The sequence below is a fragment of the Halobiforma nitratireducens JCM 10879 genome (assembly GCF_000337895.1).
In the GTDB taxonomy this organism is placed as follows: Archaea; Halobacteriota; Halobacteria; order Halobacteriales; family Natrialbaceae; genus Natronobacterium; species Natronobacterium nitratireducens.
Map to the genome: position 1 here is coordinate 142,635 of NZ_AOMA01000063.1, position 22,187 is coordinate 164,821.

Sequence of the window (22,187 nt, forward strand, 5' to 3'; positions counted from 1 at the left end):
CCATGAGTGAAGAGTACGACGTCGAGTTCGTCGAACGCGAGGAACGCGAAGCTCGCATCCTCGTCCGCGGGATCTCGCCCGGCTTCGCCAACGGCATTCGTCGCGCGATGATCGCCGACGTGCCGACGATGGCGATCGACACCGTTCGGTTCATCGAGAACTCGTCGGTCATGTTCGACGAACAGCTCGCCCTGCGGCTGGGGCTCGTCCCGCTGACGACCCCGCCCGAGGACGAGTTCGTCGAGGACGACACCGTCACGCTCTCGATCGACGTCGAAGGGCCGGCCACCGCATACTCGGGCGATCTCGTCTCCGAGGAGGACCTCGTCCAGCCGGCGGACGAGAACGTCCCCATCATCGAACTCAAAGACGACCAGCGCCTCGAGGCCGAGGCCGACGCCGTACTCGACTACGGCAAGGACCACGCCAAACATCAGGGCGGGGTCGCGGTCGGCTACCGACACCTCCAGCGCGTGGAGGTCGTCGACGACCTGCCCGAGTTCGAGGACGAGGAGAGCCAGATCATCCGCGGCGTCATCGAAGACGACGGCGAACTCGTTCCGACAAGCGAGTTCGACCACGACCTCTCGAACCGGTACCCGGGGAAACAGGTCGAGGTCGAGGACGTACCGAACGCCTTCGTCTTCCACGTGGAGACGGACGGCTCGCTCTCCGTCGAAGAGTTGGTCACGCGGGCCGCGGACTCGATCGAGGCACGCGCGACCGAACTCGAAGAAGCCGTACAGCTGTGACGGACCGAACCGCCAAACGAACGACTCCGACTACCCGATAAATATGATCCGACGCCCCACACCCGAACTGGACGACGCCCGCGAAGCCGCGATCAGCGGTGCCAGCGCCGCGAGCTACGAGACTGGCATCCCCGCGGCTTCGACCGCGTCGTCCGCTGGAATCGAAAGGGGTTTGAAGGGGCGACGGCTACACGGAAGTGCGAGCAGGGATAGCCAAGTCAGGCCAACGGCGCAGCGTTCAGGGCGCTGTCTCGTAGGAGTCCGCAGGTTCAAATCCTGCTCCCTGCATCACTTCTCTCGACTCGATACTCGGTCGCCGAATATCGAGTCTCGAGTATCGGTATCGGTATCGATTCCACAGTCGATCCGGTCGTCGCGACCGGCTCGACCGCGACTACGACCGCGATTTCGATCGACGGCCGGGCCTGTTTCCGGCCGTCGCTCGCAACTGCAGAACTGCAGCAATTGCAGATCCGATTTGGAGGTAACCAATGAGTAGCAAGACCAATCCGAGGCTTACCGATCTCATCGCCGAGCTGAAGTCGACGTCCCGCGAAGCGGACGCCGATGTCTGGCGAGACGTTGCGGATCGTCTCGAAAAGCCCCGGCGCACCCACGCTGAGGTGAACCTGGGGCAGATCGAGCGTTACGCACGCGAAGAAGAGACCGTCGTCGTTCCCGGCAAGGTGCTGGGTTCGGGCGCACTACAGAAGTCGGTCACCGTCGCCGCAGTCGATTTCTCCTCGTCTGCGGAGACGAAGATCGACCAGGTCGGCGAACCAGTACCGCTCGAGCAGGCGCTCGAAGAGAACCCAGAAGGATCCAACGTGCGGGTGATTCGATGAGTGTAAACACCGCAGAGTTCGACGCGGATGTCGTCGTCGACGCCCGGGACTGCATTCTCGGCCGCGTCGCGAGCCAGGTCGCCCAGCGAGCGCTCGACGGTGAGCGCGTCGCCGTCGTCAACGCCGAAGACGCCGTCATCACGGGCGACAAGGAAGACGTCTTCCAGACGTACCGGAAGCGTCTCCAGCTTGGCTCCGACAGCGGACCGTACTACCCGAAGCGACCGGACACGATCTTCAAGCGCTCGATCCGCGGCATGCTTCCGTACAAGAAGCCCCGCGGTCGCGAGGCGTTCGAGAACGTCCGTGTCTACGTCGGCAACCCCTACGAGGGCGAGCAGGACGCGGCGGTCCTCGAGGATACGTCGCTGGATCGACTTTCGAACATCCGCTTCGTCCAGTTGGGCGAAGTGTCCGACCAACTCGGTGCTAACGTCACATGGTAACGAACACGAGCGGAAAGAAAAAGACGGCCGTCGCTCGCGCCACCGTACGCGACGGCGAGGGTCGCGTGCGAATCAACTCCCAGCCCGTCGAACTGGTCGAGCCCGAGATGTCCCGGCTCAAGATGCTCGAGCCGTTCCGCATTGCGGGCGAGGAACTGCGCAGCGACATCGACATCGACGTCGACGTCGAAGGTGGCGGGATCAGCGGACAGGCAGACGCCGTCCGTACCGCCATCGCTCGCGGCATCGTCCAGCACACGAACGACGCCGAACTCCGCGACGCGTTCATGGAGTTCGACCGCTCGCTGCTGGTCAACGACGTTCGCCAGTCCGAACCGAAGAAGTGGGGCGGCCCGGGCGCTCGGGCTCGCTACCAGAAGTCCTACCGCTAAGGTGATCGACTCATGATGGTACCGGTTCGGTGTTTCACCTGTGGCAGCGTCGTCGGCGAGCACTGGGAGGAGTTCGACGAGCGAGCGAACGAAGGCGACGAAGACCCCAAAGAAGTGCTCGACGACCTCGGCGTCGACCGTTACTGCTGTCGACGCATGCTCGTGAGTCACACCGACCTCGTCGATGTCGTCTCTCCGTACCAGTAACATGCAACAACAACACAATCGCTACGAGAAGGCGCGCATCCTCGGTGCTCGAGCGCTGCAGGTGTCCTACGGGGCACCTGTGCTGATCGAGACGGACCAGGCCGAGCCGATCCTGATCGCTGCCGAGGAGTACGACGCCGGCGTGTTACCCTTTACAGTCAAGCGAGGAGAGGAGTAACCTATGACGCTTATTACCGACGTTCGACTCCGCCGAACGCTCGATTCCCGTGGCAACCCGACCGTCGAAGCCGACGTCCTCACCGAAAGCGGCGGCTTCGGCCGTGCAGCAGCGCCAAGCGGTGCAAGCACCGGCGAGTACGAGGCCGTCGAACGACCGCCGAGCGAGGCGATCGCTGCGGCCCGTGAACACGCCGTTCCCCGACTCGTCGGGGAGGCTTACGCCGGCAACCAGCGGGAGGTCGACGCCGTCTTGCGTGGAGCCGACGGCACCGACGACTTCTCGGAAATCGGCGCGAACAGTGCGGTCGCGATATCGATGGCCGCTGCAAAGGCCGGTGCCGACGTGCTCGGTGCGCCGCTGTTCCAGCATCTCGGCGGTACCTTCCGCGGAGAGAACTTCCCCATTCCACTGGGGAACGTCGTCGGCGGTGGCGAACACGCTGCCGACGCGACGGACATTCAGGAGTTCCTTGCCGCGCCAGTTGGTGCGCCAAGCGTCGAAGACGCTGTCTTCGCCAACGCCGCCGTCCACGAGACTGTCGCCGACCTGCTCGAGGAACGCGACATTCCCTGTGGGAAAGGCGACGAAGGTGCGTGGGCCCCGTCGATCGACGACGCGGAGGCGTTCGAGATCGTCGACGAGGCGGTCTCGCTGGTCGCCGAGGAGGTCGGCTTCGACATCGAGTTCGGCCTCGACGTCGCTGCGGCGGAGATGTACGACGCCGAGTCGGGTACCTACGAGTACAGCGATGGCTCGCGTGACACCGACGAACAGATCGAGTACATCGCGGACCTCGTCGACGAGTACGATCTGGTCTACGTCGAGGACCCGCTCGACGAAAACGACTACGACGCGTTCGCCGAGCTGACCAACCGGGTCGGCGACGAGACGCTGGTCTGTGGTGACGACCTGTTCGTCACCAACACCGATCGGCTTCGCGAGGGAATCGATCGGGGCGCGGCAAACAGTATCCTGATCAAACCGAACCAGATCGGGACGCTGACCGACGCCTTCGACGCGATCGAACTCGCGATCGAGAACGGCTACGACCCGGTCGTCTCCCACCGCTCGGGCGAAACCGAGGATACGACGATCGCACACCTCGCCGTCGCGACCGACGCACCCTTCATCAAGACGGGTGCCGTCGGCGGCGAGCGAACTGCCAAGCTCAACGAGCTCATCAGAATCGCAGACGACGCGACATGACAGACGACAACGACGCATCCCAGGAAGGGCTCGACGTCGCCGAAGAAGAGATCGACGAGGAGCCGGCCGAAGGGACCGGCCCCGCCGCCGATCAAGACGACGTCGAGCCAGCGGAACAGACCGCCGACGCCGAGGCCGCCCAGGCCGACGCCGAGGCCGAAGCAGCCGACGCCGACTCGGAGATTGACGCCGAGGACGCAGATGCCGATGCCGACGCTGAAGCTGAAGCTGAAGCAGAAGACGCAGGCCCGGCCCTCGACGACGACGTAATGTCCGACGAAGAGGCCGACCTCCTGATCCCCGTCGAGGACTACCTCGGCGCTGGCGTCCACATTGGCACCCAGCAAAAGACCAAGGACATGGAGCGGTTCATCCACCGCGTCCGGACCGACGGTCTCTACGTGCTGGACGTCTCGAAGACCGACGGCCGCATCCGTACGGCCGCGGACTTCCTCGCCAACTACGACCCCGAACAAATCCTCGTCACCTCGAGTCGCCAGTACGGTCGCTTCCCAGCCGAGAAGTTCGCGGAAGCGGTCGGTGCTCGAGCGCGAACGGGTCGATTCATCCCGGGAACGCTGACGAACCCGAAGTACGACGGCTACATCGAACCCGACGTAGTCGTCGTCACGGACCCGATCGGCGACGCCCAGGCCGTCAAGGAGGCCATCACGGTCGGCATCCCGGTCATCGCGATGTGTGACTCGAACAACCAGGTCAGCAACGTCGACCTGGTCGTCCCGACCAACAACAAGGGTCGCAAGGCCCTCTCGGTCGTCTACTGGCTGCTCGCAAACGAGGTCCTCGACCGTCGCGGCGCAGAGCCGACCTACTCGCTCGAGGACTTCGAGAGCGGCGTCTGATCCGCCGGTTCGACGCGTCTCCCGCGTATCGGATTTGGTATTCACGTTCTCACGTTCTCACGTTCTCCGTCTTCGCCACGTCGCCCAGTTCCGTTCGTCTCGGTCTCGATACCGGTGTCAGCGGCCGCTACGGCCCGCTCGAGTCCCACTCGATCACAGGTGACAGCCGGTGAGTCCGTCGAACGGGAGAATCGGGCGAACGACGAAGGAGTTACCTACCGTCCGGCGCAAGGTCGCGTATGATCGACAAAGTGTTCGAATTCGAGGAAGAAAAGATCCCGCCGGCCGTCCTGCTCGCGACGGCGGCACTGATCGCTATCTTCGCGATCGGGATTCCGTTCCGCGTACTCGTGGGCCTCGTCTGACCGGGCTGGTCGACTTTCACAGCCGGGGTGGTGCGATTTCTCGGCCACCGCTTCCCGGGCTTCTCGGTCGCTATACAGTGTCCACCCTCGTCTCGTCGTCGAGCAGCGACTCGATCAACTCCGCTGCTTCGATCGCAGTGCCGCCGAAGACGTAGGTTGCGGGTTCGATCCCGAACGCGCCGCGGTGGTAGGCGACGAGTGGTACGTCCCCGCGATCATCGAACCGTTCTCGGAGGTGCTTGCCACGGTCCTCGTAGTCGGCGTCGAACTCGAGTGGATCGATCCCCGCGGCTTCGGCTCGCTCGAGGAGGACGTCGTCGGTGGCGACGTTGATCGCGCCCCGAACCGCTGGCTCGACGGCGTTGGCGGCGAGGACGGCGGTCGCGACGTGTTTCGACGCGCCGAACTCGGGATTCGCGGGAATTTCGATCCGGCCACCCATCGCGTAAATACGGCCGGGAACGGCGGCGACGTCGGTCTCGTCACGGGCGTCGGGCAGTGCCATGCCGACGTTCGTACCGACGTTCGGGATGTACGCGGCCAGTCCCGGAATCGAAGCGAGAGTCCGGGCAGCAGTGCGGACGTTCGCGAGTACGTCGCGTTCAGCCCGCACATCGGGATCGAGCCCACGAACACAGAGATCACAGCCCAGTCCCCGAAGCTCCGGCATCTCCTCCTCGTGAATCTCACAGATCGGGCCGCGATCCTCGAGCGTTCGCACGAGCGCGAGTAGTTCCGCCAGTGCGTCGTAGCCGTCCATCTCGCCACCCGCGATCCCGTCGGCGATTCGCTCGACCGTCGCGACGGTTTCGGGGTGGTCGCGAAAGCGGTCGTCGCCGCCGCTCTCGCCGCTGACGTACTTGCTGACGGCAGCCTGGGTGACGCCCAGTTCCGCGGCGATCTCCTGTTGGGTCAGTCCGCGGTCGGCGAGGCGGGTCGCCAGCATCGCACGTACTGTCGGCAGGAACCGATCGACGACGAGCTCGCTCGGCAGAACAAGCGACATTGGTTGGCGGCGAGTTCGGACGGCTGGCGCTTAAGTCCAGCTACCGCGACACGTCGGGGCGGCTTCGACTGTCGGCCGTTGTCTCGTCGTCAAACGCTCGCCTCGAGAAGATAGCTATTAACCCTCCTCGTGCGAACGCCCGTCTATGGCAGTCTCGAGCGCCCCCGGCAAGGTCTATCTCTTCGGGGAGCATGCAGTCGTCTACGGCGAGCCGGCCGTCCCGTGTGCCATCGAGTTACGGGCACGGGTCGGCGTCGAACAGCGATCCGATGCCAAGCTCCGGGTCCACGCAGAGGACCTGAGCCTCGACGGGTTCACCGTCGAGTACGGCGGCACGACGGACGAACGCCCCGACGTCGACGTCTCCGAGTCGCTGGTTTCGGCGGCGATGGGGTACGTCGACGGCGCGATCGAACAGGTCCGGGACGTGACCGGCGAGCACGAGGTCGGGTTCGACGTGACGATCGAGAGTGACATCCCGCTGGGAGCCGGCCTGGGATCGTCCGCCGCGGTCGTCGTCGCCGCGATCGACGCCGCCGCCCGCGAACTCGGCACCACCCTCGAGACCGACGAACTCGCGGAGCGAGCCTACCGGACGGAACACGAAGTCCAGGACGGGCAGGCCTCGCGGGCGGACACGTTCTGTTCGGCAACCGGCGGTGCGGTCAGAGTCGAAGGCGACGACTGCCGATCGATCGAGGCCCCGGAGCTGCCGATCGTCGTCGGGTTCGACGGTGGGGCAGGCGATACCGGCCAACTCGTCGCGGGTGTCCGGAACCTGCGCGAGGAGTACGGGTTCGCAGCGGATACCGTCGCGTCGATCGGAGACGTCGTGCGCCGGGGCGAGCAGGCGCTGGCCGATGGCGATCTCGAGGAACTCGGCCGGCTGATGGACTTCAACCACGGGCTGCTCTCGGCGCTTGGCGTCTCCTCGCGGACGCTCGACTCGATGGTCTGGGCCGCTCGAGACGCCGATGCGTACGGCGCGAAGCTGACGGGCGCTGGCGGCGGTGGCTGTGTCGTCGCGCTCGACCCGACCGACGAGACCGAGACCGCACTGTCGTTTACGCCCGGCTGCGAGCAAGCGTTTCGGGCGGAACTCGCCGACGAGGGGGTGACGCGACTCGAATGATCGTCCTGAAACTCGGCGGGAGCGTCGTCACCGAGAAGGACCGACCGGAGACGCTCGACGGCGACGCGCTCGAGCGGGCCGCGGACGCGATCGCTGCGGCACTCGAGACGGGAGAGGGAAGCGGTGGCGACACTGCGTCGGACCTCGTGATCGTCCACGGCGGCGGCAGCTTCGGCCACCACAACGCCAGCGAGCACGGCGTGTCGACGACCGACGGCACGCACGACGCCAGTGCAGTCGCCGACATTCACGGTGCGATGAAGACCCTGAACCAGTTCGTGCTCGGCCGCCTCCACGCCCGGGACGTGAACGCGGTACCGGTCCATCCCTTTTCGACTGCGTCTCGCGACGAAGCCGGACAGCTCGAGTTTCCGACGACTCAGCTCGAGGCAATGCTCGAGGAAGGGTTCGTCCCCGTCCTCCACGGCGACCTAATCGCCCACACCGGAACGGGGGCGACCGTCGTCAGCGGTGACGAACTCGTCGCGACACTCGCCGACGAACTCGAGGCCGATCGGATCGGCCTCTGTTCGACGGTGCCGGGCGTCCTCGACGAGACCGACACGGTCATCGACGAGATCGCGGCGTTCGAAGACGTGGCTGATGTCCTCGGCGAGAGCGACACGACCGACGTCACGGGTGGGATGGCAGCGAAGGTACGGGCCTTGCTCGAACTCGAGCCCGAGGCATCCATCTTCGGTCTGGACGACCTCGAGCGGTTTCTCGCGGGCGAGCGGACGGGAACGACGATTACGTAGTCGTGTAGCGCGTCGTCGTCTACTCGAGTCGCGTTTTTCGATACTCGGCGAAGACCGCACGCGTGGTCTCGTAGGTCCGTTCGTCCAGTTTGTAGGTGACGTCGACGGACTCCGGCGTCACCGCCGCGAGTTCGTCGATATCGATCGGCTCGCCGTCGATGATATTCCCGTCCCCGTCGACCACGGTCTCGACGCGAACAACCGTCCGCCGATTCGCGGGCTCCCTGCCGACGGCGATCGGACGACTGACGCTATCGACATCCAACGCTTCGGTCACGACCTCGACCGCGGCTTTCCCCGCGACATCGTTCGCCCTGATGTGTTTCCAGCGATCCCAGGGCGTCGTCGTGAACTCCAGATCGCGGTCCGGCGGCTCCTGGTCGTACTCGTCGGGGTCGACGTCGCTCGAGGGCCCTTTCGAGGCGACGTACCGGACTGCGTCGTCGTCCGGTTGGTACTCGACCCATCTGTCCCACTCCGATTTCGTCGCGCTGATCGTCTCGGCCCGTCCGCGTTCTCGTTCATCCTCGAGGGTCCGGTAGGAGGGTTCCGAGACGTCGTTCGGTGAGTCGTCGGCGTCGTCGGTGTCGTCCGTCGATTCGGACCCCGTGCCCGCCTCCGGTTCGTCGTCGCGCAAACAGCCCGCAAGCGCGACGGTACAACAGCCGGCAACGACCGTCCGTCTGGTAGGGGAGGGCATACTACCGACGACTTCGGCCGAAAGTAAATGCTTTCTGAACGGTAGCCTCGACAGAAATCCTCGAGAAGCGGGACGGCGACCGGATCGCGTTGGAAACCTCCGGCGAAACCGTCAGTCGAACAGCACCCGCTCGAGGATCGGCCGCAGGAACGATCCGCGACGGGTCTCCTTCGAATGGACCAGCATCGTGGGCTGTTCGATGGCCGCGGCGATCCGATCGGAGCGCTGTTCGATCAGCAGGTCCGGCAGTCGGCGGTGGGTCACCGTGCTCAGCATGACGACATCGGACGACTCCAGTGCCTCCGAGAGGCCGGCGACCGCATCGTTCGACCGGACGATCGTCGACTCGACGGGAACCGTACAGAGCTCGTCGAGCTCCGTGTGGTAGTCCTCGATGGTCTCGACTAGCTCGTCGGGGGCGTCTTCCCCGACCGCGAAGAGGAACCGGACGCGGGCCCCGAGCACGTCGGCCATCGCATCCGCGAGCTCGACCTTGAGCGGGTCGTTGAACGGGCTCCGGTCGGTAACGACCGCGATCTCGTCGATGCCGACACGCGCTTCGTGCTGGACGAAGGCCACGTCACAGGGGGCGTGTTCCATGATCCAGTCGGTGTCGCGGCCGAACAGGGTCCCGAGCCTGCTGGTCGCCTGGCGACGGGCGAGAACGAGGTCGGCCCCGCTGCGCTCGGCGAAGTTGACGACTGCGTGGCGGGTATCGTGGCTGACGATCTCGCCGACCTCGACGGGTACCTCGAGGTAGCGTACGAGGTCGTCGGTTCGTTCCTCGAACTCGAGGTCCTCCTCCGAGAGCTCCTCTGCAGGGATGTCGAGGGGAACCTGATCGGGGACTTCGTCGAAGCGAACGACTCGAATGCGTCCACCACGACGGCGAACGATCGGCGCGGCCATCTGGAGTAGTGCGTCCTCCTGTTCGCGGCTGACGTCCTGGCGAAGCGGGATGAGGATCTCGTAGGTGTCGTCTCGCTGGAGCTGGTGTTCGGTGTCTTCGACGAACTGCTTGCCCGCCTGGCGGCGTGCGAGTCCCTTGGCGACGCCCTCGCGGTCGATCCTGTCCTCGGCGTACCACTTGTACCAGACGAAGCCAAAGACCACGATCAGGACCGAACCGACGATCTCCGCGGTATCCATTTGAGTGATGATGAAGATTCCCGAAAGGATTCCGAACAGTTGGACCCAGGGATAGCCCGGCGTCTTGAAATCCGGATCGTACCACTCGAGATCGCGCTCGCGAAAGGCGATCAGCGCGCCACAGACCAGGATGTAGACGAGAATCTGGAACGCGCCGGCCATTTTGGCGATCTCGTCGACGTCCTGGGTCGCGACGATGAAGACGATGATCGCGCCGGTGGTCAGGATAGCGACGGTCGGCGTGTTGAACCGCGGGTGGATGTACTCGAACTTCTTCAGGAAGAGGTCATCACGGCTGAGCGCGAGCGGATAGCGCGAGGCAGTCAGGATGCCGGCGTTTGCGGTACTGACGAGCGCGAGAACGGCCGCGAGAATGATGCCGGCAACCGCGAGTGTGCCGACGGGAACGCCGGCGACGACCGAATCGGCAAACAGCAGTTCGGTCGCACGCGCCATCGGCTCGTTGTGGTCCGCCAGCTCGTCGCCGTCCATCACGCCGACGAGGACGAACACGAGCAGTGCATAGAGGAACGCGGTAACTCCAAGCGAGATAGCAAGTCCGAGTGGCAAGTTGCGACCGGGATTCTCGATCTCCTCGGCGACGGCGGCGACCTTCGTCACACCGGCATAGGAGACGAGGACGAGCGCGGTCGCCCCGAGAATTCCGTCGATCCCCTCGTCGAAGAAGCCGTCGTAGTTCGCCCCGTCGACCTGAATGATCGTCGCAGCGACGAAGATACCGAGGATCACCAGCATAATGACGACCATTATCGACTGGATTCCACCGGTCTGTTTGACGCCGATCAGGTTGACCGCGATGAAGATAATTGCGAACGTGATCCCGAGCGCGCGGACGCCGGGGATCGCAAGCGTCGACTCGAGGAAGGGGATGCCCAGTTCCCAGGTCGGTAAGGTGTAGATGAAGTTGATGTAGAACATCCCGCCATACAGCGCGAGCGAGCCTTTCAGCATCAGCATTAGCCAGGTCCCGAGTCCGGCGATGGTTCCGAACGATGGTCCCAGCCCTCGTTCGATGAAAATGTAGTCACCGCCGGCTTCGGGCATCGCTGTCCCGAGTTCGGCGATCGAGAACGCCGCCGGGACGACGAGGATCGCGGCGATGACGAACGCCAAAATCACGGCCGGTCCGGCCTCCGCCATCGCGACGCCCGGTAAGATGAAGATGCCGCTCCCGATCATCGCTCCCATGCTGATCGCGATCACGGCGAACAACCCAAGGTCGCGCTCGAGATCCTTCGTCATCGGTGGGGACTTCCGGACAGAAGTTTAGATAGTTTTGGATTTCGAATCCGAGTGTGATTATAGACTACACCAAATAGAAAATAGAACGGGAACGGGAAGTCATACACAACACTTGTACAATTCTGCATCTGGTGGGAGGAGAGACAGCGGGACGAGACGATATACTGACGGTACAGGAACGATGGACGGTCCCGTGGCGTCCGTTCTGGACGGGACGGCCAACCCACTGCGTTTTTAACACCCGGGCGTGTAGGGACGGATACCGAAACCCGCGGGCAAGTGCGTTCGGCGCGGCCGAGCGCATAGCGGGAGGCCGACGCGCTGTAAGACGCCGGGGCCGTAAATCAGCAGTCCGCGGACCGTTTCGAGACACTGGAGTCGCTCGCGGCTTTCAGTACAACGAACCATGGAAATCGAAATCGCAACCATTGGCGGCTACGAAGAAGTCGGACGGCAGATGACTGCCGTCCGCGCCGGCGACGACGTCGTCATCTTCGACATGGGTCTGAACCTCTCGCAGGTGCTGATCCACGACAACGTCGAAACCGAGCGGATGCACAGTCTCGATCTGATCGACATGGGCGCAATCCCCGACGATCGGATCATGAGCGACCTCGAGGGCGACGTGCAGGCGATCGTGCCCACGCACGGCCACCTCGACCACATCGGCGCGATCAGCAAGCTCGCCCACCGATACAACGCACCCATCGTCGCGACGCCGTTTACGATCGAACTCGTCAAACAGCAGATCGAGGGCGAACAGAAGTTCGGCGTCGAAAACGACCTCATCAAGATGGACGCCGGCGAGACGATGACGATCGGCGACGAGGGCGTCGAACTCGAGTTCGTCAACGTCACCCACTCGATTATCGACGCGATCAACCCAGTCTTGCACACGCCCGAGGGTGCGATCGTCTACGGGCTGGACAAGCGCATGGACCACACGCCGGTTATCGGCGACCCGATCGACATGGATCGGTTCCGCCAGATCGGCCGCGAAGACGAGGGCGTTCTCTGTTACATCGAGGACTGTACCAACGCGGGCAAGAAGGGACGGACCCCGAGCGAGAAAGTCGCTCGCGAGCACCTCCGTGACGTCCTCTACAGCATCGAGGACTACGATGGCGGCATCGTCGCGACGACGTTCTCGAGTCACATCGCTCGCGTCAAGAGCCTCGTCGAGTTCGCCGACGACATCGGCCGTCAGCCAGTCCTGCTGGGTCGTTCGATGGAGAAGTACTCCGGAACGGCCGAGCGGCTCGACTTCGTCGACTTCCCGACCGATCTCGGGATGTTCGGCCACCGCAAGTCCGTCGACCGTACGTTCAAGCGGATCATGAACGAGGGCAAAGAGAACTTCCTGCCTATCGTCACGGGCCACCAGGGCGAACCCCGTGCGATGCTTACGCGGATGGCCCGCGGCGAGACGCCGTATGAACTCGAGAACGGCGACAAGGTAGTCTTCTCGGCACGTGTCATTCCGGAGCCGACCAACGAGGGCCAGCGCTACCAGGCCGAGAAGCTGCTTGGCATGCAAGGTGCCCGTATCTACGACGACATCCACGTCTCGGGCCACCTCAACCAGGAGGGCCACTACGAGATGCTCGATGCCCTCCAGCCCCAGAACATCATCCCGGCCCACCAGAGCCTCAAGGGGCTGTCGGACTACGTCAACCTCTGTGAGGACGAAGGCTACCAGGTCGGACGAGACCTCCACGTCTCGCGCAACGGGAACCTCATCCAGCTTGTCGAGTGATATGACGAGTTCCGAGGCACGAGAGGAGGCAGTACTCGAGGCCGTCCGCGAGCGACGCGAACTGGTCAACGATGCGATTCCGGAGGAGTTGCCCGTTCAGCGTCCGGAGCGACTCTACGAAGCGTCGCGATACCTGCTGGACGCCGGCGGGAAGCGGCTTCGACCGACCGTCCTGTTGACGACCGCCGAGGCGCTCGCCGACGTCGAGCCGCTGTCGGCCGACTACCACGAGTTCCCGACGCTTCACGAGACGACCGACGCGGTCGACGTGATGGACGCCGCGGTCAGCGTCGAGGTTATCCAGTCGTTCACGCTGATCCACGACGACATCATGGACGACGACGACCTCCGTCGCGGTGTCCCTGCCGTCCACCGGGAGTACGATCTGGAGACGGCGATTCTGGCCGGCGACACGCTGTACTCGAAGGCGTTCGAGATTATGCTCGAGACGGGGGCAAACCCCGATCGTACCGTCGAGGCCCTCGACGTACTCGCGACGACGTGTACGAAAATCTGCGAGGGACAGTCGCTCGATGTCACCTTCGAAAATCGTGACGACGTGATGCCCGAGGAGTACCTCGAGATGGTCGAGCAAAAGACCGCGGTGCTGTACGCCGCATCGGCGTGTCTGCCCGCCATTTTGCTCGGAGCCGACGACGAGACCGTCGACGCCCTCTACGGCTACGGCCTCGACATCGGCCGGGCGTTCCAGATTCACGACGACGTGCTCGACCTGACTGTTCCAAGCGAGAAACTCGGCAAGCAACGCGGCAGCGACCTCGTGGAGAACAAGCAGACGCTGATCAACGTCCACGCCCGCGAGCAAGGTATCGACGTGGCGGATCTCGTCGACACCGACGATGTCGATGCCGTCACCGAGGCCGAGATCGACGACGCCGTCGCCGAACTCGAGGAGGCGGGCTCGATCGAGTACGCCAACGAGATGGCTCGCGATCTGGTCGACCAGGGGAAAGCGCGACTCGAGGTGCTGCCCGAGAACGAGCCGCGTCGGCTGCTCGAGGATCTGGCGGATTACCTGATCGAGCGCGGCTACTGAGACGACTGGGCAACAGTCGGTACACACCCGATCGCGTCTCGACGCCCGTCGTGGAAGGCGACGGCGTCTCCAGTGTGAGCGGTGTGTGCAGTGTGTCCTCCGACAGTACGAGCCGACTCGGTAGGTTCATTTTACACGTCCTTGGACATCGTCGGTACCGACGGGCCTCGTGACTGGGCCCACTCCCGAGACACGCGAGCTGTTTCACCTGCCGGTCGGGTAGTTCACACGGCAACGACGGACTCCAGAATAGCCGACAGTCTGGAGCGACAGCTCGAGTCGGGTACGTAACAGCAGTTGCGGTCATCGGCGCTTCGGTGGTCGTCCGAAACACCGTCAGGTTCGTCTCCTACCTGATACGGATTGCTGTAATTATTTCCCGCCGATCGCCGACCCCGGTCTGGCGATCGGCGGTAACTGACTACAGTAAACCGTATGAGTCCGTGGTTCGCCGACAGCCGGTGGGGAACTCAATTTGAAACAGCGAGAGAATCCCGCCGTTCACGGCGTTCGCAAGACCACAGGTCTTGCGCGTAGACCGGCACTCGTCGAGTTCCGGGGACGTTGACGAGAGCGAAGCTCTCGTTCGCACACCAGAACGCGAAGCGTTCTGGGGACGGGCGTCAATCCCGTCACTCGACTACATCCCACCCATAAACCCGATCGACCAATCGCCATCGTCGCGGTAGTACTCCCACTCGGCGAGCGTCTCACCCCAGGCAACCGGCGGGATTTCGTCGTCGCCGTCGTCGAGTTCCTCGAGTCGGTCCCGAAGGGCTGCCGGGCCGAAGTCCGGTTCGCGTGTCAGCCGTTCTGCCTGACGCGGGCGGACGGCGACGCGGCGCTGTTCGCCCTCCCAGTCCCACAGCGATGTCTCGCCGTAGGCGAAGACGACGTCGTAGTGTCGGACGTGTTCGTCGCGAAAGACGGGGTGGACAGTACGGACGATTTCAGCGACGATTCGGTAGACGGTATCCAGATCGGGATCGTCGGTCGTCTCGTGATCGATTTCGACCAGCGGCACGTAGATGGGGTTCCCGTCCCGGCTGGTGTTGACCTGGTAGACTCCCTCGAGTGCCGGTGGGGCTGCCAGTACGTCCTCGTCGCGACCGAACGAACACCGCTCGAGTGCGTCGTCGACTTCGGCGGGCAGGGTGGACTGGCTCATACGGTAATTGACAGAACGCGAGTACAAAAAACTGGGTCGGGTTTCGGCGACGGAGTGAGACGGTTTGCTGTACGTCGGTTCCGGTATACCCGCGACTGTGCACGGTTGCACTGGGACATCGGTGCAGCAATCCGTATGAGGGGGGTGGTTGGTGAGGTACCTGGACCGAGACGGTGACCCGACACCGCGGGGGTTTTGGTCGGGGCACGAATAGCGCTCGATAATGGACGACGAACTACGCGAACGCGTCGAGCGCGAGGCCGAAAAACACGCGCTGTTGAACGCCGTCAAACACGAAAGCGACGCCGACGTCGGTGCGATCATGGGGCCGCTGATGGGTGACAACCCCGACTTTCGCCCACACGGCGACGAGATACCCGGCGTCATCGGCGGCGTCGTAAGTCGGGTCAACGGCCTCTCCTACGAGGAGAAACGCGAGCGCCTCGAGGAACTCGCACCCGAGGAACTCGCGGAGATCGAGGCCGAAGAGGAAGAAGACGAACACCCTCTACCGGACCTTCCCAATGCCGAGGAGTACGACGAGGTCCGGATGCGGTGTGCACCCAACCCCAACGGCCCGTGGCACGTCGGCCACGCCCGGATGCCCGCCGTTATCGGCACCTACCGCGACCGCTACGACGGCTGGTTCTGCGTCCGCTTCGACGACACCGACCCCGAGACCAAACGTCCCGACCTCGAGGCCTACGACTCGATTCTGGACGATCTCGAGTATCTGGGCTTCGAGCCTGATGCCGTTTACAAGGCCAGCAACCGACTCGAGACATACTACGACCACGCTCGGGAACTGATCGACCTCGGCGGAGCCTACACCTGCTCGTGTTCAGGCGAGGAGTTCTCCGAGCTGAAGAACTCGGGCGAGGCCTGTCCGCACCGCGACAAGGACAAAGCGACGGTCCTCGAGGAGTTCGAGGCGATGGTCGACGGCGAGTACGACAGCGGCGAGATGGTCCTGCGGGTGAAGACGGACATCGAGCACAAAAACCCCGCCTTGCGGGACTGGGTCGGGTTCCGGATGATCGACACTCCACACCCACGCGAGGAGGCCAGCGAGTATCGTTGCTGGCCGATGCTGGATTTCCAGTCGGGGATCGACGACCAGCTGACCGGCGTCACGCACATCATCCGCGGGATCGACCTCCAGGACTCCGCGAAACGCCAGCAGTTCGTCTACGACTACTTCGACTGGGAGTATCCCGAGGTCGTCCACTGGGGCCACGTCCAGCTGGATGCCTACGACGTGAAGATGAGCACCTCTACCATCTCGGAACTGATCGAGGAAGACGACCTCGACGACTGGGACGACCCACGCGCGCCGACGCTCAAGAGCCTCCGTCGCCGGGGCATCCGGGGGGACGCTATCGTCGACGCCATGGTCGAACTCGGCACCTCGACCAGCGACGTCGATCTGGCGATGAGTTCGATCTACGCCAACAACCGCGAGTTGATCGACGACGAGACCGACCGCCGGTTCCTCGTCCGCGACGGGACCGAGCTTCCCCTCGGCGGCAGTCCGCCGGAGGAGGCCAACCCGCCGCTGCATCCGGACCACGCCGAGCGCGGCGTCCGCGAGATTCCGGTCGGCGACGCCGTCCTCCTCGAGGCCGAAGACCTCCCCAACCGCGAGGAACGTCTCTGGCTCAAGGGGCTGGGCTGTTTCCAGTACACCCGCGATACGCTCCAGTACACCGGCGAAGACATCGAGGTCGTCCGCGAGGGCGATGTCGACGTGGTCCACTGGGCTCCTGCGGAGGAGAGTGTCCCCGTCCGAATGCGGACGATGGACGGCGACGTGTCCGGCCGTGCCGAACCCGGCGTCGGCGACCTCGAGAGCGACGAACTGGTCCAGTTCGAGCGCGTCGGGTTCGCCCGGATCGACCGCCACGACGACGAGACCGTCGTCTACTACACGCATCCCTGATCCGTTCGACGAACGCGCCGAGTAGCTGCGCACCCGATCGCACTCACCCGTTCTCCGTCGACCGAGCTTCGATTTCGCCCCGCATCTGTCCCTCGTGTGGCCGGCAGCGATACTCCGCCATCTCGTCGGTCAGCTCGTCGACCTCGAGGGTCTGTGTCTCACCCGCTTCGCCCATCCGCTCGGTTTCGTAGCTGTCGACCACGTCGTCGCTCCCGTCGACGACCTCGACGTTGTGTCCGGCCCCGTCGAGGTTCTCTCAGATCAGGTCGTACGGCTCGCCCTCGAAGAGGACGAGCGTGGGTTGGCCTCGTCGGCGATCGGGTCGGGTTCGACGCCGCTCCAGGCGTCCATCTCTCCCGGAGTCTGATGGTCTCGGCGTCGGTCCACTCGTCGTCTTCGGGTTCGGTTTCGTCGCCGGTTCGCGTCACAGAACGAACACCGCCAGGAGAAAGCCAAACAGGATCGACGCGGTCAACAAGACCTGGACTGCCGTCGACGCGAGCACGCCGAGGGTCGCGTAGACCGCCGACCGAGCGCTTCCGTCGAGATCACCGCCGCGGACGTACTCGAGGGCGAAAACGGTGCCGAAAAGCCCTCCCAGCAGGCCGATCGGTCCGGACACGACCATCAGTGCGAGCCCGACGACTGCGGCGGCACCGGTCGTCTCCCAGGACGCGCCGCCGGCGCGTGCGGCGATCGAGCCGCCGAAGAACTCGATCGACAGGGTGACCACTGCGAGTGACGCGAGAGCAACGAACGTGCCGGTTCCGGGCTCAGTAAACCCGGAGTGCCACCAGTAGAGGACGAGCCCGGACAGCGAGAAGAGACCGCCGGGAACGAGCGGTACGACCGTCCCGACGACGCCGGCGACGAGAAGCGCGACTGCAACGACCGCAGTCACTTCGACCATACTCGACCGAACGACGGATCGAGCCAAAGCCCTGTCGCTCCTCCCGGTCCGAGGCGCTGGACGAGCCGGTCCGGTCTCGATCAATCCGCTTGCCGCCGTCGGCGAAGCCAACATCCACCGACTGTGAGAGCGGCGATGGCGACGACCAGTGCTCCGGCGGAGAACAGCACCACCCCTCCGGACAGTGGGTTCGATCCGTGTTTCGGCGGCCCGAGCGTCACTGCGTAGTACGTCCCGTCGTCCACGACGATCGGTGTCAATCCGTCACTGCCGGGGTACTCGACGGGGTCGCCGGTCTCGATCGCCTCTCGTGTGGGTTCGGCAGCGTTCTCGAGGCTGACCGCGAGTTCGTCCGCGAGGGATTCTGGTGTCCGTTCCTCGGCTTCGATGACGACCGACTCCCCGTCGACGTCGGCCTCGAACTCGTAGAACGCCCCGTCGACGAGCACGAACTCGTAGCGGTCGTCCCTGATGAACGAGTAGGTCCCTGACGCGTTGTCGATCGTGCCCTCGTAGTATCCGTCGGTGGCCGCGACCTCGAACGCGTCCCGGATTTCGTCCGCGGGTGGACTACCGTTGTCCGCATCGTGAACGCTCGGAGCGGTCGCGAGTTCCCCGTGATCGGTCCCGGGGTCGAACTCCGTCGCGGACAGCGACGGCGTGCCGGCGATGCCGACGACGGTGAACGTGAGCAACGCCAGTACCAGGACGACGAGACCGAGGGTGGCTCGGTGGCTGGAGGGCAGGGACATGTCAGAACGCTCTCGAGGAGGCCACATAAATATTTGTTAGAGAACCTGTTCGGCAGCGAGACGGAAGCCGACCCACCACGTCCGTCGCCGACCAGCACTGTTATGTTCTCGTCGAAAAAGGTGAATCTATGGCAAAGGGAGCGATCGTCGTCGGTGGGTCGTCGGGCATCGGCGAGGCCCTGGCTCGAGAACTCGCAGAGGACGGCTACGCGGTTGGGTTGGCGGCCCGACGAACTGACCGGATGAGACGGATCGGCTCGGAACTCCCGACCAGCGCCTACGTCGCGACGATGGATCTCTCCGACCCCGAAGACGCCCGCGAAGGCTTTTTCCAACTCGCGGAGGCGATGCCCTCGGTCGACGTGGTCGTTCTCAGTGCCGGCGTCGCCGATCTCAACTACGACCTCGAGTGGGCCTCGGAGCGGCAAACGATCGACGTCAACGTTCGCGGGTTCGCGGCGATCGCGACCGCGGCGCTCTCGTATTTCGAGACGCGACCCGATCACGCGAGTGCCAGCGACGGCCATCTCGTCGGGATCGGCTCGGTCGCGGGCCGGTTCGGCAACGGCGGGACCCAGGCGTACAACGCCTCGAAGGCGTTCGTCTCGACCTATCTCGAGGGGCTGCGGACTCGGCAGGCAGGCAGCGACGCCGACGTGACGATCACGACGATCGAACCTGGGTTCGTCGACACCGAGATGTCCTACGGCTCGTTCTGGCAGTGTTCGCCGGAGACCGCGGCCGCACAGATCGCGCGAGCGATCCGCAAGAAAAAGACCCACGCGTACGTCACACGACGGTGGCGACTCGTCGCGTGGGCACTGTCGTTGCTCCCGAACGCCGTTCTTCGGCGCGTGCTGTCCTGATCTCCGCTCTCAGTCGGCGAACCGGTCTCGTACCTCGAGTGCCACGTCGACGCCGCGGTCGATTCCGTACCGATCGACCAGGGGCTCGAACGCCTCGCCCAGCGCTCGCATACACTGTCCAGCAGAGGGGTACTCGAGCCGATCGGCGACCGAGGGCCAGTCCCACCCCTGGAGAACGCGCAGGACGAGCAGCCGTTCCTCCCGCGGGGTGAGAGGTGCGTTCGACGAGTGGCCCTCTCGGCCGCCGTCACGGTCGAGGAAGTACCGGAGGGCCAACCGCCGGAACGGTCCCGGATCGACGTCGAACAGTCCCGGACCGTAAGCCGCGCCGGCGACGATTTGCCACTCGCGATCGGTCAACGCGAGTTCGGGTGCAGCGTCGGCGTCGACGCTACGCAGGGCCGCCCGGGCCACGTCGGGCTCGAGGTCGTCGAGCGCGTCGGTGCTCAACGCCGGGAACCGGCGGGCGAAGTCCGCGGCGTGACGGTCGTGAAGCCGCCTACCAGCCTCTGTGACGGGTGCAAGCATGAGCGCGGAGTACTCCCCGCTTGCGTCGTTTCGCGTAGTCGAGAGGTGAACCGTCCGGTAGCCGTTTTCGGCCCAGAACTCGAGCAATCCGGGGGTGGCACCGAAGCCAGTACCGAGCCAGTCGACGGGCTCGACGGCGTCCCCGCCCGGACGGCCGCCTGGGCCTGCTCCCGCGAACTCCTCGCGAACGCGCTCGAGCAGTTCCGAGCCGAGGCCACGCGATCGGACCGCGTGGTGAGTCGCGATGCGGACGACTCGCAGGCCGGCCGGTTCGCCCGCCGATTCGTCCCGCAACTGGCTCGTGAGCACGTCCGGTAACATGTTCCCGCGCACGCGGCCGCCCTCGTACATGTCACATCGCGTCTCCGGCGAGAGCCTCCCCTCGCGGGCGAGCAGGGCAACGCTGACGACGTGCCCGTCCTGGAGGAGCACACGAGCCTCGAGGTTTGGCGCGTCGAGCAGTCGCGCGAGGTCGTTGGGCTCGGTTCGGTAGTGGGCGAGCACCAGGAGGCCGAACGCTTCCCGTAAGCGGTGCTCGTCCGCGAGGAGGTCGTCCGGCTCGAGCCGTCGGTACGCGACCGTTTCGGGGTCGGCGTCCGCGACCAGTTGCGCGGCCGGTGGCCGGGCGTCGAGCAACAGCGCGCGGAAGGCCCACACCTCGAGCGGGTCCCCTGGTGCGTACCGGATCGGCTCGACGAGCGTCCGGTCGATCACCTCGTGGTCGCCGTCTGCGAGCCTGTCTCGGAACCGCACCGAGAAGCCCCGTCCCGCACCCTCGTAGCCGTGGATCGTCGTCGCGAACGCGACGGCGTCGGCCGCGAGACAGGCCTCGAGTCGCGAGACGGGCAACGCGGCGGCTTCGTCGACGATTACGACGTCTGCCTCCTCGACGACCTCGACGGCGGCAGCGGGCTCGAGATAGCGAACGCATCCGCCAGCGGTCGTTTCGACGCGTCGCTGTGCGATCGTCGTGGCGGCGTCGAGTCGGTCACAGAGATCGCCGGCCCGGTCGAAGACTTCGGCGGCGTTTCGAGCGTCGGGCGCGGTGACGAGTACGTCCGCCCCCTCGGCGGCGAACGCGCCGGCCGCGATACCCGCAGCGCTGGATTTCCCCCGCCCGCGGTCGGCCTCGAGGACGACCGCGCGGGCGTCCGCACCACCGGCTTCGTCTCCGCTATTTACCTCGCGCAGCGCTTCGAACGCCTCGACCGCCTCGAGTTGGTCGGCCGTGAGGCAGGCGTCGTAGGCGGCAGTCGGAAACCGTACGTCAGACGGAGTCTCCCCCTCGAAGTCGGCGTTCTGCACCGTTCTCGGTGCTGGCTCGATCAGTCCGTCGTCCTCGATACGGTCGTCGTCGAGGCCGACGATCGCGATGCCCCGATGTTCCCGAAGGGTCCTGACGAGTCGTCGTCGGAACCGGCCTGTCACGTCCGACAACGTAGACGGCGGGACGGCAAGCGACTCGTCGAACGCGCCGTGTCGGTCGGGCCAGTCCTCGAGAGGTGGCGTCAGCACAACCAGGAGTCCGCCGCCGTCGACCGCCCCGACGACCGTTCCGAGCGCGTTCGGCTGCAGTCCGTCGTGGGCGTCGAGTGCGACGACGTCTCGAGTCGTCCCGAGCAGTTCACCGGCGTGGACCTGTTCGACCTGCTCGCAGCGAAGGCGGTCTTCGGGACCGACGAGCGTCGTACGCGTGATTGGCGCGGGCACCACGTCGAGGACCGACTCGAGAGCGTCGTACCCCCGTTCCCTATCGCCCGCGAGAACCAGTAGTCGCCGCTCGTCGGTCTCGGCCGCCTCGTCGGCAAGCGCCGTCGCGAGCGCCGCGACGTCCGTCTCCATAACTCGGCGTTGCGGTCTCGAGAGTAATAGGCATCGGAACGGCACGCCTCGAGCGACAGCGTAGCGGTTCCGGTGGTCGAGCCGGCGAACCCGGTTCCGTTCGA

Annotated in this window: 23 protein-coding genes and 1 tRNA gene; 16 read left to right on the forward strand and 8 right to left on the reverse strand. The window is 64.9% G+C overall.

Annotation, left to right across the window (positions count from 1 at the left end; translation table 11 throughout):
* The first annotated feature begins 2 nt into the window (after nt 1–2).
* From C446_RS05335 to C446_RS20225, 10 genes are all read left to right on the forward strand, one after another.
* Nucleotides 3–752, forward strand: a complete 750-nt coding sequence (locus tag C446_RS05335) for a DNA-directed RNA polymerase subunit D (RefSeq protein WP_006672048.1) — start codon at nt 3–5, stop codon at nt 750–752.
* 203 nt (nt 753–955) lie between these two features.
* Nucleotides 956–1,040 (forward strand) — tRNA-Leu (locus C446_RS05340).
* Nucleotides 1,041–1,243: 203 nt separating this feature from the next.
* The gene (locus C446_RS05345) at nt 1,244–1,597 is read left to right on the forward strand and encodes a 50S ribosomal protein L18e (protein WP_006672049.1); all 354 of its coding nucleotides are present in this window, start codon (nt 1,244–1,246) and stop codon (nt 1,595–1,597) included.
* Nucleotides 1,594–2,043: a 50S ribosomal protein L13 gene (locus C446_RS05350; RefSeq protein ID WP_006672050.1), complete on the forward strand. Its 450-nt coding sequence runs from the start codon at nt 1,594–1,596 to the stop codon at nt 2,041–2,043. Before C446_RS05345 ends, C446_RS05350 begins: the two co-directional genes overlap by 4 nt.
* Nucleotides 2,037–2,435: a 30S ribosomal protein S9 gene (locus tag C446_RS05355; RefSeq protein WP_006672051.1), complete on the forward strand. Its 399-nt coding sequence runs from the start codon at nt 2,037–2,039 to the stop codon at nt 2,433–2,435. The genes C446_RS05350 and C446_RS05355 overlap by 7 nt, the downstream gene beginning before the upstream one ends.
* A gap of 12 nt (nt 2,436–2,447) precedes the next feature.
* Entirely contained in the window at nt 2,448–2,642 is a 195-nt protein-coding gene (locus C446_RS05360; protein ID WP_006672052.1) for a DNA-directed RNA polymerase subunit N, read from the forward strand.
* 1 nt (nt 2,643) lies between these two features.
* Nucleotides 2,644–2,820, forward strand: coding sequence for a DNA-directed RNA polymerase subunit K (locus C446_RS05365; RefSeq protein ID WP_006672053.1), 177 nt, complete (start codon nt 2,644–2,646; stop codon nt 2,818–2,820).
* Between the two features lie 3 nt (nt 2,821–2,823).
* Nucleotides 2,824–4,029: a phosphopyruvate hydratase gene (gene eno / locus C446_RS05370; RefSeq protein ID WP_006672054.1), complete on the forward strand. Its 1,206-nt coding sequence runs from the start codon at nt 2,824–2,826 to the stop codon at nt 4,027–4,029.
* On the forward strand, nt 4,026–4,892 hold the full coding sequence (rpsB, locus tag C446_RS05375) for a 30S ribosomal protein S2 (protein WP_006672055.1): 867 nt from the start codon (nt 4,026–4,028) through the stop codon (nt 4,890–4,892). The genes eno and rpsB overlap by 4 nt, the downstream gene beginning before the upstream one ends.
* A 239-nt stretch (nt 4,893–5,131) precedes the next feature.
* Nucleotides 5,132–5,257 carry a hypothetical protein gene (locus tag C446_RS20225; RefSeq protein ID WP_006672056.1) on the forward strand — a complete coding sequence of 42 codons (126 nt, stop codon included), beginning with the start codon at nt 5,132–5,134 and terminating at the stop codon, nt 5,255–5,257.
* A 70-nt stretch (nt 5,258–5,327) separates the two neighbouring features.
* Here C446_RS20225 and C446_RS05380 read toward each other — a convergent pair whose 3' ends face one another.
* Nucleotides 5,328–6,263 carry a thiamine-phosphate synthase family protein gene (locus tag C446_RS05380; RefSeq protein WP_006672057.1) on the reverse strand — a complete coding sequence of 312 codons (936 nt, stop codon included), beginning with the start codon at nt 6,261–6,263 and terminating at the stop codon, nt 5,328–5,330.
* A gap of 145 nt (nt 6,264–6,408) precedes the next feature.
* On the opposite strand from C446_RS05380, the gene mvk reads away from it, so the two are divergent.
* Both mvk and C446_RS05390 read left to right on the forward strand, forming a co-directional pair.
* Complete coding sequence (gene mvk / locus C446_RS05385) at nt 6,409–7,395, forward strand: mevalonate kinase (RefSeq protein ID WP_006672058.1); 987 nt, start codon at nt 6,409–6,411, stop codon at nt 7,393–7,395.
* Complete coding sequence (locus tag C446_RS05390; RefSeq protein ID WP_006672059.1) at nt 7,392–8,153, forward strand: isopentenyl phosphate kinase; 762 nt, start codon at nt 7,392–7,394, stop codon at nt 8,151–8,153. The genes mvk and C446_RS05390 overlap by 4 nt, the downstream gene beginning before the upstream one ends.
* Nucleotides 8,154–8,172: 19 nt before the next feature.
* On the opposite strand, the gene C446_RS05395 is transcribed toward C446_RS05390, so the two are convergent.
* Complete coding sequence (locus tag C446_RS05395; protein WP_049920045.1) at nt 8,173–8,853, reverse strand: hypothetical protein; 681 nt, start codon at nt 8,851–8,853, stop codon at nt 8,173–8,175.
* A 111-nt stretch (nt 8,854–8,964) separates the two neighbouring features.
* Nucleotides 8,965–11,265, reverse strand: a complete 2,301-nt coding sequence (locus C446_RS05400; RefSeq protein ID WP_006672061.1) for a universal stress protein — start codon at nt 11,263–11,265, stop codon at nt 8,965–8,967.
* A gap of 406 nt (nt 11,266–11,671) precedes the next feature.
* Here C446_RS05400 and C446_RS05405 point away from each other — a divergent pair, with 406 nt between their 5' ends.
* Both C446_RS05405 and idsA3 read left to right on the forward strand, forming a co-directional pair.
* On the forward strand, nt 11,672–13,021 hold the full coding sequence (locus tag C446_RS05405; protein ID WP_006672062.1) for a ribonuclease J: 1,350 nt from the start codon (nt 11,672–11,674) through the stop codon (nt 13,019–13,021).
* Between the two features lies 1 nt (nt 13,022).
* Nucleotides 13,023–14,078: a geranylfarnesyl diphosphate synthase gene (idsA3, locus tag C446_RS05410; protein ID WP_006672063.1), complete on the forward strand. Its 1,056-nt coding sequence runs from the start codon at nt 13,023–13,025 to the stop codon at nt 14,076–14,078.
* 640 nt (nt 14,079–14,718) lie between these two features.
* On the opposite strand, the gene C446_RS05415 is transcribed toward idsA3, so the two are convergent.
* A complete protein-coding gene (locus tag C446_RS05415) occupies nt 14,719–15,246 on the reverse strand; it encodes a hypothetical protein (protein ID WP_006672064.1) in 528 nt (175 codons plus the stop codon).
* A 223-nt stretch (nt 15,247–15,469) separates the two neighbouring features.
* On the opposite strand from C446_RS05415, the gene C446_RS05420 reads away from it, so the two are divergent.
* On the forward strand, nt 15,470–17,185 hold the full coding sequence (locus C446_RS05420; RefSeq protein WP_006672065.1) for a glutamate--tRNA ligase: 1,716 nt from the start codon (nt 15,470–15,472) through the stop codon (nt 17,183–17,185).
* A gap of 43 nt (nt 17,186–17,228) precedes the next feature.
* On the opposite strand, the gene C446_RS19860 is transcribed toward C446_RS05420, so the two are convergent.
* From C446_RS19860 to C446_RS05430, 3 genes are all read right to left on the reverse strand, one after another.
* A complete protein-coding gene (locus tag C446_RS19860) occupies nt 17,229–17,387 on the reverse strand; it encodes a plastocyanin/azurin family copper-binding protein (protein WP_006672066.1) in 159 nt (52 codons plus the stop codon).
* A gap of 222 nt (nt 17,388–17,609) precedes the next feature.
* Nucleotides 17,610–18,095, reverse strand: coding sequence for a DUF456 domain-containing protein (locus tag C446_RS05425; protein WP_006672067.1), 486 nt, complete (start codon nt 18,093–18,095; stop codon nt 17,610–17,612).
* Between the two features lie 80 nt (nt 18,096–18,175).
* The gene (locus tag C446_RS05430) at nt 18,176–18,847 is read right to left on the reverse strand and encodes a hypothetical protein (RefSeq protein ID WP_006672068.1); all 672 of its coding nucleotides are present in this window, start codon (nt 18,845–18,847) and stop codon (nt 18,176–18,178) included.
* A 128-nt stretch (nt 18,848–18,975) separates the two neighbouring features.
* Here C446_RS05430 and C446_RS05435 point away from each other — a divergent pair, with 128 nt between their 5' ends.
* Nucleotides 18,976–19,713 carry an SDR family NAD(P)-dependent oxidoreductase gene (locus C446_RS05435; RefSeq protein WP_006672069.1) on the forward strand — a complete coding sequence of 246 codons (738 nt, stop codon included), beginning with the start codon at nt 18,976–18,978 and terminating at the stop codon, nt 19,711–19,713.
* A 9-nt stretch (nt 19,714–19,722) separates the two neighbouring features.
* Here the strand turns inward: C446_RS05435 and tmcA are convergent, their stop codons facing one another.
* Complete coding sequence (gene tmcA / locus C446_RS05440; protein ID WP_006672070.1) at nt 19,723–22,083, reverse strand: tRNA(Met) cytidine acetyltransferase TmcA; 2,361 nt, start codon at nt 22,081–22,083, stop codon at nt 19,723–19,725.
* Between the last annotated feature and the right edge of the window lie 104 nt (nt 22,084–22,187).